The 16,678-nt window shown below is 65.3% G+C and carries 13 protein-coding genes; 5 read left to right on the top strand and 8 right to left on the bottom strand.

The features are described 5' to 3' along the window. Positions 1–121: 121 nt before the first annotated feature. Both BJI69_RS01320 and BJI69_RS01315 read left to right on the top strand, forming a co-directional pair. Positions 122–880 carry an NAD kinase gene (locus BJI69_RS01320; protein ID WP_071924840.1) on the top strand — a complete coding sequence of 253 codons (759 nt, stop codon included), beginning with the start codon at positions 122–124 and terminating at the stop codon, positions 878–880. Next, complete coding sequence (locus BJI69_RS01315) at positions 877–1,821, top strand: 5'-nucleotidase (RefSeq protein WP_071924839.1); 945 nt, start codon at positions 877–879, stop codon at positions 1,819–1,821. Before BJI69_RS01320 ends, BJI69_RS01315 begins: the two co-directional genes overlap by 4 nt. Positions 1,822–1,957: 136 nt before the next feature. Here BJI69_RS01315 and BJI69_RS22185 read toward each other — a convergent pair whose 3' ends face one another. Both BJI69_RS22185 and BJI69_RS01310 read right to left on the bottom strand, forming a co-directional pair. Then, positions 1,958–2,386 (bottom strand): hypothetical protein, encoded by a 429-nt coding sequence (locus tag BJI69_RS22185; RefSeq protein ID WP_125902955.1) that lies wholly within the window; start codon positions 2,384–2,386, stop codon positions 1,958–1,960. A gap of 231 nt (positions 2,387–2,617) precedes the next feature. Further along, positions 2,618–3,493 carry a DMT family transporter gene (locus BJI69_RS01310; protein ID WP_071924838.1) on the bottom strand — a complete coding sequence of 292 codons (876 nt, stop codon included), beginning with the start codon at positions 3,491–3,493 and terminating at the stop codon, positions 2,618–2,620. A gap of 218 nt (positions 3,494–3,711) precedes the next feature. On the opposite strand from BJI69_RS01310, the gene BJI69_RS01305 reads away from it, so the two are divergent. From BJI69_RS01305 to BJI69_RS01295, 3 genes are read left to right on the top strand one after another with little or no spacing between them, the layout of a single operon-like run. Next, on the top strand, positions 3,712–4,881 hold the full coding sequence (locus BJI69_RS01305) for an acyl-CoA dehydrogenase family protein (RefSeq protein WP_046977981.1): 1,170 nt from the start codon (positions 3,712–3,714) through the stop codon (positions 4,879–4,881). Positions 4,882–4,894: 13 nt separating this feature from the next. Next, entirely contained in the window at positions 4,895–5,497 is a 603-nt protein-coding gene (locus tag BJI69_RS01300; protein ID WP_046977982.1) for a glutathione S-transferase family protein, read from the top strand. 24 nt (positions 5,498–5,521) lie between these two features. Next, positions 5,522–7,786: a thiamine pyrophosphate-dependent enzyme gene (locus tag BJI69_RS01295; RefSeq protein WP_046977983.1), complete on the top strand. Its 2,265-nt coding sequence runs from the start codon at positions 5,522–5,524 to the stop codon at positions 7,784–7,786. A 131-nt stretch (positions 7,787–7,917) separates the two neighbouring features. Here the strand turns inward: BJI69_RS01295 and BJI69_RS01290 are convergent, their stop codons facing one another. The 6 genes from BJI69_RS01290 to amaB form a co-directional block, all read right to left on the bottom strand. Beyond that, a complete protein-coding gene (locus tag BJI69_RS01290; RefSeq protein WP_071924837.1) occupies positions 7,918–9,648 on the bottom strand; it encodes a sensor domain-containing diguanylate cyclase in 1,731 nt (576 codons plus the stop codon). A gap of 170 nt (positions 9,649–9,818) precedes the next feature. Further along, on the bottom strand, positions 9,819–11,984 hold the full coding sequence (gene ppk1, locus BJI69_RS01285) for a polyphosphate kinase 1 (RefSeq protein ID WP_046977985.1): 2,166 nt from the start codon (positions 11,982–11,984) through the stop codon (positions 9,819–9,821). A gap of 247 nt (positions 11,985–12,231) precedes the next feature. Then, positions 12,232–13,251: a UDP-N-acetylmuramate dehydrogenase gene (gene murB / locus BJI69_RS01280; protein ID WP_071925066.1), complete on the bottom strand. Its 1,020-nt coding sequence runs from the start codon at positions 13,249–13,251 to the stop codon at positions 12,232–12,234. A gap of 20 nt (positions 13,252–13,271) precedes the next feature. After that, entirely contained in the window at positions 13,272–14,300 is a 1,029-nt protein-coding gene (locus tag BJI69_RS01275) for a quinone-dependent dihydroorotate dehydrogenase (protein WP_046969644.1), read from the bottom strand. A 10-nt stretch (positions 14,301–14,310) separates the two neighbouring features. Continuing rightward, positions 14,311–15,078 (bottom strand): class I SAM-dependent methyltransferase, encoded by a 768-nt coding sequence (locus tag BJI69_RS01270; protein WP_046969643.1) that lies wholly within the window; start codon positions 15,076–15,078, stop codon positions 14,311–14,313. 15 nt (positions 15,079–15,093) lie between these two features. Beyond that, positions 15,094–16,629 carry an L-piperidine-6-carboxylate dehydrogenase gene (gene amaB, locus BJI69_RS01265; protein ID WP_046969642.1) on the bottom strand — a complete coding sequence of 512 codons (1,536 nt, stop codon included), beginning with the start codon at positions 16,627–16,629 and terminating at the stop codon, positions 15,094–15,096. Positions 16,630–16,678 lie beyond the last annotated feature (49 nt).

Raw genomic sequence — 16,678 nt, 5'->3', positions numbered from 1 at the left:
GGCTCCCACGCTCAGTGTGGGAGCCGCTTCAGCGGCGATGGGTGCTAGCGCACCCGTTGCACCCTAGCCGCCGTCCATCCCGAAGGACTAAGCTCCCCGCTGGTCCTTCAAGCCGACATCCATGCGCCTAGCCTTTGTCGCCAGCGAAACCGACGTCGCCCAACGTGCGCGCACCGCCCTGGTGAAGCGTTACGGCAGTGTGGAACCCGGAGACGCCGAGATCATCGTGTCACTCGGCGGCGACGGCTTCATGCTGCGCACGCTGCATACCTATCGAACGCTCGGCGTGCCGTTTTACGGCATGAAGCTCGGCCGCCTCGGTTTTCTCATGAATCAGCACGAGCTCGACGCGCTGGCCGAGCGCATCGAACGCGCCCACCCGGCCGTCCTGCATCCGCTGGAGATGCATAGCACCTGCTGCGACGGTGCCGAGCACCGCGCCCTGGCATTCAACGAAGTGGCCATGCTGCGCCAGAGCAACCAGGCCGCGCACATGCGCGTCAGCCTCAATGGCGAGGTCAAGCTCGACGAGCTGGTCTGCGACGGCATCCTGGTCAGCACGCCGGCCGGGTCCACGGCCTACAACCTCTCGGCCCATGGCCCCATCCTCCCGCTCGATGCGAACGTGCTGGCGCTGACGCCGATCAGTCCGTTCCGCCCGCGCCGCTGGCGCGGCGCCATCCTCCCGCACGCCACGCGGGTGGGCTTCGAGACCAAGGACCCGAACAAGCGGCCGATCAGCGCCACGGCCGACTTCCACGAGGTCCGCGACGTACGCAAGGTCGAGGTGAAGCAATCCCGCCGCAACGCGGTTCGCCTGCTCTTCGATCCCGAGCACAACCTCCAGCAACGCATCCTGGACGAGCAGTTCGCCCTATGAACGCCCCCGACAATACGTCCGCCACCCCCACCGCCCACGCCGACGCCTCGGTAAACGACAACCGCCTGGTCGTCGCGATCTCGTCGCGCGCGCTATTCAACATGGAAGACGGTCACGAGCTTTTTGAACGCGACGGCCTCGATGCCTACCGCGCGTACCAGATCGAGCGCGAAAACGAACTGCTGACGCCGGGCGTGGCCTTCCCGCTGGTGCAGAAACTGCTTGGCCTCAACGCGCTGTCCGGTGACGTTCCGCCCGTTGAAGTCATCCTGCTGTCACGCAACTCGGGCGACACGGGGCTGCGTATCTTCAACGCGATCCAGCATTACAAACTGAACATCTCACGCGCGGCCTTCACCAGCGGTGCGCCCACGTCGGATTACATCGCGCCATTCCGGGCGGACCTGTTCCTTTCCGCGAATGCCGAGGATGTGGGTCGCGCACTTCGCGCCGGCGTCGCCGCGGCAACGATCCTGCCTTCGACCGCGCCACAACGGTCCAGCGAACAGTTGCGCATCGCCTTCGACGGGGATGCCGTCATTTTTGGCGACGAAGGCGAGCGTGTGTCGAAAGAGCAAGGCCTCGACGCGTTCCATCGCAGCGAGTCCGAACTCTGGGCGGAGCCTCTCTCGGGCGGTCCGTTCCGAGGGTTCCTGTCGGCCTTGCACCGCCTGCAGGCGGCCTTCCCGGCGGAGACGTCTCCCATCCGTACGGCCCTGGTGACTGCGCGCTCGGCGCCCGCCCATAAGCGGGTCATCCTCACGCTTCGCCGCTGGGGCGTCCGAATCGACGAGGCACTGTTCCTCGGTGGCCGGGACAAAGGGCCGTTCCTGGACGCCTTCGGCGCCGACATTTTCTTCGATGATTCCCCGGCCAATGTGGAGTCGGCGAGGAAGCATGTAGCGACGGGACATGTACCGCACGGGGTTTCCAACAGCTAGCGTCGTTGTGATATCCTCTCGTTGACGCTACAGCCGGTGGTCTTTGGCCAGCGTCGCCTGCCACTCAGTGGTTCCGCCCGGCGCGGAGGCAACAGGTCCCGGACTACGAAGCCCCGCTTGCGGGGCTTTCGTTTTTTTACGGAGGCGGTTTCGGCTTCGTCCCCCTCAGTATGTGGCCGATCAGCGCTTTGAACCCGATGCTTCCACGAGCTGGCGAGGACTTGCCCACGTCTAGTTCGTATGCACTTTGGATAACGACCAGGATGGCGTGACCACCTTGGCGGTTCCATCGTTTCACATTGAAGAACACGCCGTAGCGCACGGGTATGCCTTCGGCCGGCTGTATGTCCAGAGTGACGAAATTCTCGTTGCGAGCGAACGCACAACGACGGTGTTCGAGCGTTCTCGCAATGTCGGGCAGACAGTGTGAAAGCGCATACCGCCGTCGATCGAACGAGCGCGCCTCTCGATCGTCTTCATACCGGTCGTACGGGCAGCAGTCCTCTCCCGTGCGTCGGGTGAAGCAATGCATCCCGAAGCCCACGTGGATGGCGATGTTCGTCACAGGTCGGAGCCCCTGAGCCGGTAGTGTCAGCCCGTATCGAAACGGATGAAGGTGGTGGAGCGGGTATGTTTGGCCGACTTTGTCTTTATGCGGCTTCCATCGCATGAGACCGGCATTCCAGTGGACACCCAAGCGAGCTTCCTGCAAATCAGCATGACAATCTCAGATGGTTTCAGCTGACTGAGGAAGAATCATGAGAAAAGCGACCGGTTGTAGGCCCGCTGCTGGGCCCTAGACGATATTCGTCCACCGCCACCAGTCGGTCTTCTTCTCTTCGCGCACGAAGGTGAACAAGCCAGCCCCCAGGATCAACACGATGCCGACCAGCATCGGCCAGTCCAGATGGTCGTGGAAGATGAGGTAGCCGAACAGGATGGCCCAGAGCATCTGGCTGTACTGCGTCGGCGCCACGCGCGCCGCGGGAGCGTTCTGGGTGGCCAGCATCAGCAACACCGCGCCGGCGGCGGCGAGCAGGCCGTAGCCGAGCACCAGGAACCACTGGTGGGCGTTCGGCCAGACAAAGTGCGGCAGCATCATGATGAAGCCGGCCAGCATCGGGCCGACCACGCCTGCACCGTACAAGGTGATGCGCTTTTCCGTGGCGCCGGCCATGCGCAGCGCGATGATCGACAAGGCCCCGGTGATCCCGCAGATGATCGCGGCCACGTGCCCGGTGCCGAGATGGCGGAATCCGGGACGCAGCACCACCAGCACGCCGAGGAAGCCCACGACCACCGCCGACCAGCGCCGCCAGCCCACGTGTTCGCGCAGGAAGATGACCGACAGGATGGTGACGAAGATCGGCAGCAGGAAGATCAGCGAGAACGCCTCTGCCATCGGCAGGGCGGTAAAGGCCATCACGGCGGTGATATTGCCGATGGCCCCGGCCATGGCGCGCAACAGCCACAGGCCCGGCATTTTCGACATCACGATCTCGCTCCAGCGGTCGCCGGGCTTCTTCAGGAACGGGAAGGCCGCCATGGCCAGCACCGCTCCGAAGAACACTGCCTCGTACGGCGGCAGGGAGCCCTCGAGGGACTTCACGAAGGCATCGCTCCACGCGTAGGCCGCGTAGCAGGCAAAGCCGAGAAGGACGCCTTTGAACATGACGGAGATCCGGAAGGCGGGGGCGCCCCATTATGCAAACGTTTGCATCCGAGTGCCCGGGTCCCGGTCACGGCGTTGGGCCGGGGTTTCGGTTCCAGAGTCATCCGGCGCGCCTCGCACGGCCTGCCGAGCCGCCTGATGTTGCGGGACGCCATGACCGCGACCGGGCCCGGAGCTACAATCGTGGGCTTTCCAGTAGCCGACTTACGAGTATCCGCATGGCTCAGCGCCTCGATCCCCTCGATCTCTACGACGTCCGTTCCCTGCTCACCGACGAGGAGCGGATGGTCCAGGACACCGTCGGCCGCTTCGTCGACGAGAAGGTGCTGCCGATGATCGGCGATGCCTTCGACCAGGCACGTTTCCCGGCCGAGTTGGTTCCCGAGATCGCCGCGCTGGGTCTGCTTGGCGCCACGCTGCCCGAGGAATACGGCTGCGCCGGCATGAATGCCGTCAGCTATGGCCTGATCTGCCAGGAACTGGAGCGCGGCGATTCCGGCCTGCGCAGCTTCGCTTCCGTGCAGAGCTCGCTGTGCATGTACCCGATCTTCGCCTATGGCTCGGAAGAGCAGAAGCGTGAGTACCTGCCGCGCATGGCCGCCGGCGAGGTGATCGGTTGCTTCGGCCTGACCGAACCGCACGGTGGTTCCGATCCCGCGAACATGAAAACCGTGGCGCGCAAGGATGGCGGCGACTGGGTGATCAATGGCGCCAAGATGTGGATCACCAACGGCAACCTCGCGCACATCGCCATCGTCTGGGCGCAGACCGATGACGGTATCCAGGGCTTCGTCGTGCCCACCGATACCAAGGGCTTCGCGGCACAGGTCGTGCACAAGAAGATGAGCCTGCGCGCGTCGGTCACCTCGGGGCTGTTCTTCGACGAGGTTCGCGTGCCCGATAGCGCCCGTCTGCCGAACGTAAAGGGTCTCAAGGGCCCGCTCGGCTGCCTCAACCAGGCGCGCTACGGCATCACCTGGGGTCCGATCGGCGCCGCGCAGGCCTGCCTGAAAGAAGTGCTCGATTACTCGGAGCAGCGCATCCTGTTCGGCCGTCCGCTGGCGGCCAACCAGGCCGTGCAGATCCGCCTGGCCGACATGGCCCGTCGTATCACCACGGCGCAGCTGCTCTCGTTGCAGCTCGGTCGCCTGAAGGACGCCGGTCGCCTGCAGCCGACCCAGGTGTCGCTGGCCAAGTGGAACAACGTGCGCATGGCGCTGGACATCGCACGCGACTGCCGCGACATCCTCGGCGGCGCCGGCATCACCACCGAACACTCGGCGATTCGCCACGCACTGAACCTCGAATCGGTCATTACCTACGAAGGCACGGAGACCGTGCATCAGTTGGTCGTCGGCCGCGAACTCACCGGCATCAACGCGTTCTGAGACGGAACCTCCCATGCTCACCGTGTACGGCCTGCGCTCGTCGGGCAACTGTTACAAGCTGCAACTGCTGCTGGAACTGACGGGCACGCCGTACCGCTGGGTGGATACGGACAGCGCCAACGGCGCGACGCGCACGCCCGAATTCCTCGCCCTGAACCCGAACGGCAAGGTGCCGTTGCTGGTGCTCGAGGATGGGCGTCGCCTTGCCGAATCGAATGCCATCCTGTGCTTTCTCGCCGAAGGCACGCCGTATCTGCCGACCGATCCCTGGGAGCGTGCACGCACGCTGCAGTGGATGTTCTTCGAACAGTACAGCCATGAGCCGTATGTCGCCGTCGCGCGTTTTGTCTGCCGGTGGTTGCCGGCGGATCACGCTCGCCGCACTGAACTTCCTGGCCTGTTGGAGCGGGGCGCGAAAGCCCTCGACGTGATGGAAGATCATCTCGGCCGCGAGGCGTTCTTCAGCGGCGGGCGTTTTGGCGTGGCCGATATCGCCTTGTTCGCCTATACCGATTGCGCTGCCGACGGCGGCTTCGACATGACCCGCTGGCCCTGCATTGTCGCGTGGCTGGCTCGCGTGCGTGCACAGCCGCGCTTTTCCGCGATGGTCGCCTGATCCCCCCTTTTCGAGTTCTTCGCCATGTCCGTCCCGCATCCCATTCCCGCCCGTCACAAGGGCTTCAATCGCGCCGAGATCGTCGACCAGAACTTCGTCGAGTTCGTGCAGTTCTGGCAGGGTGATGTCAGCCGCGCGCCGGGCGACGACGAGGCGGTGCTGCCGGGCAGCGCATTGGACGCACGTGGCTTCCGCGAGTTGCTCGAATCGCAGTTGATCAGCCGTCATCTCGATCTGATGGCGCGCGTGCTGCGCGTGCAGAACAAGGTCTTCTACACGATCGGTTCGTCGGGTCACGAAGGCAATGCGATGGTGGCGCGCCTGACGCGTCACACCGATCCCGCCTTCCTGCACTACCGTAGCGGCGGCTTCATGGCCGAGCGCTTCCGCAAGCTGCCGGGCATGGATCCGGTGATGGACTCCGCGCTCTCGTTCGCCGCCAGTAAGGACGATCCGGCCTCCGGTGGCCGCCACAAGGTGTGGGGCAGTAAGCCGTTGTGGGTGCTACCGCAGACGTCGACGATTGCCTCGCACCTGCCCAAGGCGCTCGGCACGGCCGTGGCCATCGAGCAGGCGCGTCGCATCGCGCACACCTTGCCGATTCCCGACGACTCGATCGCGATCTGCTCCTTCGGTGACGCGTCGTCCAACCACGCCACCGCGCAGACGGCGTTCAACGCGGCGGCCTGGACGGCGTATCAGAAACTGCCCGCGCCCGTGCTCTTCGTCTGCGAAGACAATGGCATCGGCATCTCGGTGAAGACCCCCGGCGGCTGGGTGGCGAACAACTTCCGCCATCGCCCGGATCTCGATTACTTCTACGCGGACGGTCTCGATCTCGCCGGTGGCTACGCCGATGTGCAGAAAGCGGTGGAGCATTGCCGCCGCACGCGCCGGCCGACCTTCCTGCACCTGGGCACGACACGCGTCATGGGTCACGCCGGTACCGACTTCGAGATCGAATGGCGTTCGATCGAGGAACTCGTGGCTCTGGAAGCCACCGATCCTCTGCTGCGCAGCGCGGCCATCGCACTGGCCTCCGGTCTGTACGATCGCGACAGCCTGCTCAATCTCTACAACGACACGCGCAAGCGCTGTTTCGAGGCCGCCGAGGAAGCCGACCGGCGTCCCCGCATCACCACGCTTGCCGATGTCATGGCACCGCTGGCTCCCTATACGCCGGCCGCCGTTCGTGCCGAGGCCGAACGTCCGGCGAATGCTGTCGAGCGCGAGCGCGTCTTTGGTGGCGCCGACAAGCTTCCGGAAAAGCAGCCGCCGCGTCATCTGGCCATCCAGATCGGCCAGGCGCTGCACGACCTGATGGCGAAGTATCCGGAGAGCCTGCTGTTCGGTGAGGACGTTGCGCAGAAGGGCGGCGTGTACACGGTGACGAAGGGCCTGCACAAGGCATTCCGCAATGCGCGCGTGTTCAATACCCTGCTCGACGAAACGATGATCCTCGGTCTCGCCCAGGGTTACGCCAACATGGGCATGTTGCCGCTGCCCGAGATCCAGTACCTGGCGTACTTCCACAACGCTTGCGACCAGATTCGCGGCGAGGCGGCGTCGCTGCAGTTCTTCTCCAACGATCAGTACCGCAACCCCATGCTCATGCGCGTCGCCTCGCTTGGCTACCAGCGCGGGTTCGGTGGTCACTTCCACAACGACAATTCCATTGCCGCGCTGCGCGACATTCCCGGTCTTGTCGTCGGCTGCCCTAGCCGTGGCGATGACGCGGCCACCATGCTGCGTACGCTGTCGGCACTGGCGAAGGTGGATGGACGTGTCACGGCGTTCTTCGAGCCGATCGCGCTGTACATGACCAAGGATCTGTACGAGCCGGGCGATGGGCAATGGCAGTTCGCGTATCCCGTCGAGGGCGAGGCCATGCCGCTGGGCGAGGGGCGGGTCTACAACGAAGCGGCCGATGACCTCGTCATTTTCACCTTCGGTAACGGCGTGCCGATGAGCTTGCGCGCCGCGCGACGCATCGAGGCCGCCCAGGGCTGGAAGGTCCGCGTCGTCGACCTGCGCTGGCTGGTTCCGCTCAACGACGGCTTCATCGCGGCGCAGGCGGCCGGGGCCAGGCGCATCATGGTCGTCGACGAGGGCCGGAAGAGTGCGGGCGTCGGCGAGGGCGTGATCACGGCGATCGTCGAGGGTGGGCTGGGGCATCTGCCGCTGCGGCGTGTCGTCGGCGCCGATACCTTTACCCCGTTGGCAGGCGCAGCTTTCCTGGTACTGCCGGGCGATGACGACATCGTCGAAGCCGCCGCCGCGCTCGTGTAGGAGCCGATTCTGTGGGAGCCGATTCATCGGCGAATAGGAAATGTGGGAGCCGATTCATCGGCGAAAAGCCAACAGGGCGGTGACGCCGCAGCCCCCATCGCCGATGAATCGGCTCCTACAGAGAAATAGGGTTATCGCAGCTTGGTCTCGGTCCGCCGGACCAGCGCCGGTCCGGCGGGGCCTGAGCAGACGACCTGGTTGCGTCCGCTCAGCTTTGCCGCGTACATCGCCGAATCCGCGCGCTCGGTGAGGGACTGCACGGTATCCGCCGCCGAGCGCATCGCGACGCCGATCGACACCGTGAGCAGGTCGTCGGCTTGCGCCTGACCCGTGTGGACGTCCAGACGATGCACCCGGCGGCAAAGACGTGTGGCGACCTGCACGGCGTTTTCCTTATCGACACCTTGCAACAAGGCGATGAACTCTTCGCCGCCGAAGCGTCCAAGCAGGTCGGTCGGGCGCAGCTCGTCGCGTAATGCCGCCGCTACCGCGACCAGGGCACGATCGCCGGTGGCATGGCCGTAGCAATCGTTGAGCGATTTGAAGTGGTCGAGATCGAGAAAGAGCAGGGCGATAGGACGCGACATGCCTTGCTCGAGCACCTGCAAGGCGGCCTCCGTCCACGCGCGACGGTTGAGCACGCCGGTGAGGGGGTCGCTATCGGCAAGCTGGCGAGCCCGGTCGCGGTCGTGCCGAATCGTCAGGGCCCGGTCCGACAAGCCAATAGACAAGACGACCGCCTCGAACGCGCCTACGCCGATCGCGGCATCGGGAAGCCATGGCGCCCCGGCCAGCATGCCTTGCTGCTGGGCACCGCACAGCGCGGTAAGAACCAGCAGGGGCGTCCAGCCGACCAGGAAGAACCAGGCATGACGTGACCCGCGCACGGCGGCGACGGCGCCCGTCACCAGGAGCAGCAAGGCGCCCAGCAGCAGGAGGGGTTGTTGCAGTAGCTGCGAGGTGTCGACAAGCACGCCGATGCCGGTGGCGCGCAGCACCGTCAGCAAGGGCATGCCGATGGCGAGGGCAAGAACGGGTATCCGCAGCAGGGGTACGTAGTCGTCGATCTTGGCGAAGCGAAGCATGAAGAGCGCGGCGAACGACACGGAGAGCGTCGTGGCCGTCGCACCGAGGACATCCGCGAGTCCGGCGAGGGACTGGATTTCCAGCGGATGAAAGACATAGCCGGACTTGAGGCCCTGGATCAGCGCGTAGCAGAGCAGGTAGGCCACGTACCAGCCGAAGGTCATGTCGCGCAGGATCAGCGCGAAGCAGAGGGCCATCAGGGCCATCGTCATCATGACGGCGAAGCAGGCCGTGGCGAAGACCACCCAGCCGCCGTCCTCACGCAGGTAATCGCGCCACGGCTCCACTGTCATGGTCACCGCGCCAGGCGGCATCGTGGTTGGATCGAAGCGGAGCAGCAGGGGGCGCGATGCCGGTACCGATGCCGGAATCTCGAAGATCAGCCGTCCGTGCCCATGCAGTGCGGGACCGAAGTCCTCGAGGGAGGTGCTGGCGATCGGACCCTGTTCGTTGTACAGCGTCACACTTCCCAGGCCCGGCGTGCGGATGCTCAGTACGCGGTTGCCGCTGGTCCAGGGCGGCAGGCTGCGCAGGACGACCCAGGTCCCGGAAGGGGTGCTGGGGAAGACCTGCATGCGTGACGGGTCGAAGCTTGCGACTGGGCGGCTCTCCGCCTCGTGTAGTACATCACCGGGGGTGATACCCGGTTGGACGTCGCGCGAGCTGCCGGAAAGCGTATCGGCCGACGCGGTCGCGGCCAGGAAAAGGCAACAGCACAGCATCGCCTTCACCAGGCGAGGAATGATTCCGTACTTTCCCTTGTCCGAAAAACCCATGCCGAGTCCCAAGACAAAACGCGCTGCGTGTCCACGTGGACATGCCGCATGGATCCGGATGCGTTTCGATGGAAACCCCGTCTCCCCCTTTCCCGCGGTCGCTCACGCTGCCGCAGGTAGACGGAGTATGTCGCTTCGGTCGTTCGTGCGGGGTGAAGGCGCCGGCTGGATCAGGCCGGCGTGGGTGCCACGACCCCGCCGAAGCGCTCCAGCAGCTGCATCTGGGCATCCCGGACCGGCTGGCCGGCGGCCGGCTGGGTCAGCACGTAGGTGCCGTCGGGCTGTTGCAACCAGGCCGAGTGGTTGTCGGTGAGATAGGCGTCCAGTTCCTTGCGGACGCGCAGGCGAAGCTTCTTGCCCTCGATGGGGAAGCAGGTTTCGACGCGGCGCTCAAGATTGCGCTCCATCAGGTCGGCGCTGGCAAGGAACAGGTCGGGTTCGCCGTCGTTGTGGAACCAGTACACGCGGCTGTGCTCGAGGAACCGGCCCACCACCGAACGCACGCGGATGTTCTGCGAAACGCCCGGGATACCCGAGCGCAGGCAGCACATGCCACGCACGATGAGTTCGATCTTCACCCCGGCCTGGCTGGCGCGGTACAGCGCCCGGATGACCTTGGCGTCCGTGATCGCGTTGATCTTGCAGATGATCTCGGCCTTCTTGCCCGCGGCGGCGTTCGCCGCTTCGCGTGCAATGAGGTCGAGCAAGCCCTTTTTAAGGGTGAACGGCGCATAGAGCATGCGCTTCATCTTCAGCGCCTTGCCCATGCCGGTGAGCAGGCGGAAGAGGCGGTGGACGTCGTCGCACAACGCTTCGTCCGACGTGAGCAGGCTGTAGTCGGTGTAGAGGCGCGCGTTACCCGAATGGTAGTTACCTGTCCCCAGGTGTGCGTAGCTGACCAGCTTGCCGTTCTCGCGACGCTGCACGAGCATCAGCTTGGCGTGGGTCTTCACGCCGACCACGCCGTAGGTGATGACCGCGCCCGCCTGCTGCAGGCGAGACGCCAGGCTGAGGTTGGACTCCTCGTCGAATCGCGCGCGCAACTCGACCACGGCGGTGACTTCCTTGCCCGAGCGCGCGGCCTCGACCAGGGCGTCGACAATCTCCGAATTCGCACCGCTGCGATACAGCGTCTGCTTGATCGTCAGCACCTGGGGATCCTTCGCCGCCTGGCGCAGGAAGTCGACCACGGGCGAGAACGATTCGAACGGGTGATAGAGCAGGACGTCCTGCTTGCCGATGACGGAGAACATGTCTTCCGCTTCGGCCAGTGCCTTGGGCAGGGCAGGCACGAAGGTGGGGAACTGCAGGCGCGCGTATTGCGGCTGCAGGGTCATCTCGAACAGCCGCGCCAGGTTGACCGGGCCGTTTACCTCGTAAAGCGCCGCCGGTTCCAGCGCGTACTGCTTCATCAGGTAATCGACGAGCGGCTTGGGGCAGTTGTCGGCCACCTCCAGTCGGACGGCGTCGCCGTAGCGGCGCGAGAACAGCTCGCCGCGCAGGGTGCGCGCCAGGTCCTCGACGTCCTCGGGATCGATCGTCAGATCGGCGTTGCGGGTCAGGCGGAACTGATACGAGCCGAGCACGCGCATGCCGGGGAACAGGTCGTCCGCGTGTGCATGGATGATCGACGAGAGCAGCACGTAGTTGTCGCCACCTTCGCAGATCTCGTCCGGCATGCGGATGAGGCGCGGCAGGATGCGTGGTGCGGGGACGATGGCCAGGCCGGAATCGCGACCGAAGGCGTCGGTGCCTTCGAGCTTGACGATGAAGTTCAGGCTCTTGTTGACCAGTCGCGGAAACGGATGCGTGGGGTCGAGGCCGATGGGTGTAATCAGCGGTGCCACTTCATGACGGAAATAGCGGCGCACCCACAGCTTCTGCTTGTGCGACCACTGGTTGCGCCGGACGATGCGGATGCCTTCATCGGCCAGGGCGGGCAGGATCTTCTCGTTGAGGATGGCGTACTGCCGCTCGATCTGCCGGTGGGCGATCTCGGCGATCTCGGCCAGCGCACGGCGCGGCGGAATGCCATCGGCACCGATCATTTCGTGATCGAACGCGATCTGCTGCTTGAGGCCGGCAACGCGGATCTCGAAGAATTCATCCATGTTGGACGAGAAGATCAACAGGAACTTGAGCCGTTCGATCAACGGCTTCGATTCGTCCAGGGCCTGGTCGAGCACCCGGATGTTGAACTGCAACTGCGACAGCTCCCGGTGGATGTAGAGGCTGCTGTCGCTGAGGTCGATCGCCGGCAACTCCGGAGGCGGTGCCTGGGGCGGCTTCGCGGCGGGTGCCTTCGACGGGGCGGTCGACTCGGTGGGGGGCGTCATCGTATCCAGGGCGTCGTCCTCATCGCAGGTTGCGACGCTCATGGTACGCCGCCGGGTGAGCATATGACCGCGTTTTGACACGGCCGTGACATACCCGGCGGGCGCAGCTCTACATGTGGGAGCCGAATGTGGGAGCCGAATGTGGGAGCCGATTCATCGGCGATCCCGCGGCAGCGGGCCAGCGCGTCGCGAGCACCCACCGCCGATGCATTCGGCTCGCGAGCACCCATCGCCGATAAATCGGCTCCTACACGACGAGGGGTTCGGGTTCGAGGGTGACGCCGAACTTCGCTTCTACGCCGGCAATCACTTTCTGCGCGAAGGCCCACAGCTGGGGGCCTGTGGCCTTGCCGTGATTGACCAGCACGAGCGCATGGCGGTTCGAAATACCTGCGTCGCCATCTCGCTCGCCCTTGAAGCCCGCGGCCTCGATGAGCCAGCCGGCGGAAATCTTCGCGGTGCCGCCGGTATGCGGCCATACGGGAAGCCCGGGATGAGCAAGGGCCAGCGCATCGGCTTTGATCGCGCCGATGATGGGGTTCTTGAAGAAGCTGCCGGCATTGCCGATGACAGCCGGATCGGGCAGCTTGCGCGAGCGGAGGCGGACCACGGCCTCGGCCACGTGGTACGGCGTGGCCCGTTCCACGCCCATCTTCGTCACTTCCTCGCGGATGCCTGCGTAATCGAGCGAGAGAGGGCGCTCGCGCGGGAGCGCGAAGGTCACGGCCACGACGATCCAGCGACCGGGTTGTTGCTTGAACGTCGAATCGCGATACGAGAATGCGCAGGCGGCCTTGTCGAGCACGACGAACTCGCCCTTGTGCGTGTCCCAGGCCTCGACGGTGTCGATGAACTCGGCCACCTCGACGCCATAGGCACCGATGTTCTGGATAGGCGAGGCGCCCACCGTCCCCGGGATGAGGATCAGGTTCTCGAGTCCGGCGTAGCCCTGGCCGAGCGACCAGCGCACGAAGTCGTCCCAGCGTTCGCCGGCGGCCACGCGGATCAGCACGCGGTCATCGCGCTGGAAGGTCTCCACGCCACGATTGGCCATGGCCAGCACGGTGCCGTCGACATCCCCGCCGATGAGCATGTTGCTGCCCTCGCCGAGCACCAGCACCTTGCCGCCGCGAATGGCGGGGTAGGCGAGGATCTCCGGTAGCTTCGTCGGATCGCGCACTTCGACCAGCAGCTTTGCGCGTGCATTCACGCGCAAGGTGTTGCGGCTGCCGAGCGGCGCGTCGCTGGTGAGGGTGAACCCACCCATGTCGATCGGCGCGTTGTTGATCATGCGACGACCCCGCGACGACGGATCTCGGACACCGCCTCGGCGATGAGCTTGGGACCGCGGTAAACCAGTCCCGAATACACCTGGACCAGCGACGCGCCTGCCTCGATCTTTTCCGCTGCGGTGTCGCCGTCGAGAATGCCGCCGACACCGATGATCGGCAGCTTGCCGCCGAGACGCGTGGCCATGCCACGCAACACGGCGGTGGATTTGCCGAACAAGGGACGCCCGGAGAGTCCACCGGTTTCGTGTGCGTTCGGATCGCCTGCGACGAGGTCGCGGTCGATCGTCGTATTCGTGCAGATCACGCCGTCGATACCCGAGGCCAGGAGCACCTCGGCGATGGCGTCGAGCTCGGTCTCGGTGAGGTCCGGCGCGATCTTCAACAGCATCGGTTTGCGCTGGCCGTGCTGGCTGGCCAACCTTTCCTGTGCGTCGCGCAGCGTTCCGATGAACCGGCGCAGCGTCTCTTCTTCCTGCAGGTCACGCAGGCCCTGCGTGTTCGGCGAGGAAATGTTCACCGTGACATACGTGGCCAACGGGTAGGCGCGCTCGAGACAGAACAGGTAGTCGTCGATCGCGCGCTCGTTGGGCGTGTCCTTGTTCTTGCCGATGTTGATGCCGAGCACGCCGCGGAACGCGGCTTTCTCCACGTTGCGCACCAGTGCGTCGATGCCACCGTTGTTGAAGCCGAGACGATTGATCACCGCTTCGTGGTTCGGCAGGCGAAACATGCGTGGCTTGTCGTTACCCAACTGCGGTCGCGGCGTCACCGTCCCGATCTCGACGAAGCCAAAACCGAGCGCGGCGAGGCCATCGAGGTGCTCGCCGTTCTTGTCGAGCCCGGCCGCAAGGCCGACGGGATTCGGGAAATCGATGCCGAACGCGCGCACCGGCAACGGCGCCGGCGGCGTGGCGATGAACCGGGACAAGCCGCTCCGTTGGGCCACGTCCGAGGCATACAGCGTCAGGCCGTGAGCGGTCTCGGCGTCGAGGGCGAACAGAAGGGGGCGGAGCAACTCGTACATGGCGTGATCGTCAGGGCGTGGGATGGCCCGCGAACACGCGGGTGTCGTAATCGAAGTCGATCGTGCCATCGTCTTGCGTCGCGTCGAACAGCGAGCGCAGCGCGAACAGCAGCGGTTCGTGATTGGGGTGGCCTGGCTTGGGCATGTACGACGACGACATCGTCCGGCCGAGCAGCGCGTCGTAGTCGAGCTTTTGTCCGTGAGGGAACGAGGCCATGCCGCGATAGCCGTGGCCGTACCAGCGGGCCATCGTCTCGTCGTCCGCGTAGCGTTCGGCCACACTGACATAGTCGATGCCGTATTCATGGAGCAGGCGCTCGTAGCCTTCGAGGAAGGGCGTGCCTTTCAATCGTCGTGTATTCCAGAAGATCACGGCGAGGCCGCGCGGGCTGAGTACACGCGCGAATTCACGCTTCACGGCGTCGTGGTCGAACCAGTGGAAGGCTTGTGCGACCGTGACCAGGTCGACGCTGCCATCGGTCAGTCCCGTGGCTTCGGCCGAACCGTCGATCGCCTGGAAGCGACCTTCGCCACCCAGCCACTGCACGGCCGCCGCACGCATCGCGGCGTTCGGCTCGACGGCGGTCACGCGGTGACCGCCGTCGAGGAACAGTTTGCTGGAGATACCGGTACCGGCGCCCACGTCGGCGACGGTCCAGGCCGGCGTTACGCCGAGGCCGTGAAGCCAGCCGACCAACGCCTGCGGGTAATCCGGCCGGTAGCGGACGTAGTCCTCTACGCGGTCGGAGAAACGATCCGTGGAGCGCAAATCGGTCATGGCCTCACCCGTTCGTCAGAAATCGAACTTGATGCCCTGGGCCAGCGGCAACGCGTCCGAGTAGTTGATGGTGTTGGTCTGGCGGCGCATGTAGACCTTCCACGCGTCCGAGCCGGACTCGCGACCGCCGCCGGTTTCCTTCTCGCCGCCGAACGCGCCACCGATCTCCGCACCGGAGGTACCGATGTTGACGTTGGCGATGCCGCAATCCGAACCGGCCGCCGACAGATACTGCTCGGCCGCCTTGAGGTCCTGCGTGAAGATCGCGGACGAAAGGCCCTGCGGCACCGCGTTCTGCTGCTCGATGGCTTCGTCGAGCGTGTCGAACGGCATCACGTAGAGGATCGGGGCGAAGGTCTCGGTCTGCACGACGGTGTCGGTGTTCTTCAGGCCGGTGACGATCGTCGGCAGGACGAAGTTGCCCTTGCGATCGGTCAGCGCCTTGCCGCCCGTGCGCACGGTGCCGCCGGCGGCCTTGGCCTGCTCGATGGCGGCAAGGAACGCCGTGACGGCTTCGGGGCTGTTCAGCGGGCCCATCAGCGTGGTCGACAGGGTCGGGTCGCCGATCTTCTGCTCGACCTGGCCGTACGCCTTGATCAGCGTATCGACCACGGCGTCATGGATGGACGAGTGCACGAGCACGCGGCGCGTGCTCGTGCAGCGCTGGCCGGCCGTACCGACCGCGCCGAACACGATCGCCGGGATGGCCAGCTTCAGGTCGGCCGATTTGTCCAGGATGATGGCGTTGTTGCCGCCCAGCTCGAGCAGGCTGCGACCCATGCGGCGCGACACGCGCTCGCCGACCATGCGGCCGACCTTGGTCGAGCCGGTGAAGCTGATCAGCGGAATGCGCTTGTCGTCCACGAAGGTCTGGGCCAGCTCGGTGCCGGCATCGTTGAAGAGGAAGAACAGGTCCGGGAAACCGGCGTCCTTCAGGGCTTCGTTACAGATCTTCATGGTGGCGATGGCCGAGAGCGGGGTCTTCGGCGACGGCTTCCACAGGCAGATATCACCGCAGATGGTTGCCAGGAAGGCATTCCAGGCCCACACGGCCACCGGGAAGTTGAACGCGCTGACGATGCCGACCAGGCCAACCGGGTGCCACTGCTCGTACATGCGGTGGCCCGGGCGCTCCGAATGCATGGTGTAGCCGTAGAGCATGCGGCTCTGGCCCACGGCGAAATCGGCGATGTCGATCATCTCCTGCACTTCACCGTCGCCTTCCGGCTTGATCTTGCCCATTTCCAGGGCGACCAGGGAGCCGAGGGCGTCTTTGTGCTTGCGCAGGGCCTCACCGCACAGGCGCACGGCTTCGCCGCGGCGCGGAGCCGGGGTGGTGCGCCATACGGCGAAGGCTTCCTGCGCGCGCTGGACGATCGTCTCGTAGTCGGTGGCGCTGGTGGCCTGCACGGTGGCGATGACCTCGCCCGTGGCCGGATTGACCGGGCTCAGGGCCCCGGCGCCGCTGCCGCTCGCCCATTCGCCACGGCCAAGGTAGGTGCCGGATTCGGTCGTATTCAGGCCGAGCGCTGCGAGGATCTTGGCGGACATGAAGCTCTCCAGGGAGACAGGTAAAACGGGGATTCTAGCAAACGCACCC

Source organism: Luteibacter rhizovicinus DSM 16549, from assembly GCF_001887595.1.
GTDB classification, from domain to species: Bacteria; Pseudomonadota; Gammaproteobacteria; order Xanthomonadales; family Rhodanobacteraceae; genus Luteibacter; species Luteibacter rhizovicinus.
Note: the sequence above shows the minus strand (reverse complement) of the source record. Positions and strands in the feature narration are given on the sequence as shown.

Coding starts and splice junctions, on each gene's coding strand:
- BJI69_RS01320 (WP_071924840.1), top strand. CDS start 122: ATGCGCCTAGCCTTTGTCGCCAGCGAAACCGACGTCGCCCAACGTGCG.
- BJI69_RS01315 (WP_071924839.1), top strand. CDS start 877: ATGAACGCCCCCGACAATACGTCCGCCACCCCCACCGCCCACGCCGAC.
- BJI69_RS01310 (WP_071924838.1), bottom strand. CDS start 3,493: ATGTTCAAAGGCGTCCTTCTCGGCTTTGCCTGCTACGCGGCCTACGCG.
- BJI69_RS01305 (WP_046977981.1), top strand. CDS start 3,712: ATGGCTCAGCGCCTCGATCCCCTCGATCTCTACGACGTCCGTTCCCTG.
- BJI69_RS01300 (WP_046977982.1), top strand. CDS start 4,895: ATGCTCACCGTGTACGGCCTGCGCTCGTCGGGCAACTGTTACAAGCTG.
- BJI69_RS01295 (WP_046977983.1), top strand. CDS start 5,522: ATGTCCGTCCCGCATCCCATTCCCGCCCGTCACAAGGGCTTCAATCGC.
- BJI69_RS01290 (WP_071924837.1), bottom strand. CDS start 9,648: ATGGGTTTTTCGGACAAGGGAAAGTACGGAATCATTCCTCGCCTGGTG.
- ppk1 (WP_046977985.1), bottom strand. CDS start 11,984: ATGACGCCCCCCACCGAGTCGACCGCCCCGTCGAAGGCACCCGCCGCG.
- murB (WP_071925066.1), bottom strand. CDS start 13,251: ATGGGTGGGTTCACCCTCACCAGCGACGCGCCGCTCGGCAGCCGCAAC.
- BJI69_RS01275 (WP_046969644.1), bottom strand. CDS start 14,300: ATGTACGAGTTGCTCCGCCCCCTTCTGTTCGCCCTCGACGCCGAGACC.
- BJI69_RS01270 (WP_046969643.1), bottom strand. CDS start 15,078: ATGACCGATTTGCGCTCCACGGATCGTTTCTCCGACCGCGTAGAGGAC.
- amaB (WP_046969642.1), bottom strand. CDS start 16,629: ATGTCCGCCAAGATCCTCGCAGCGCTCGGCCTGAATACGACCGAATCC.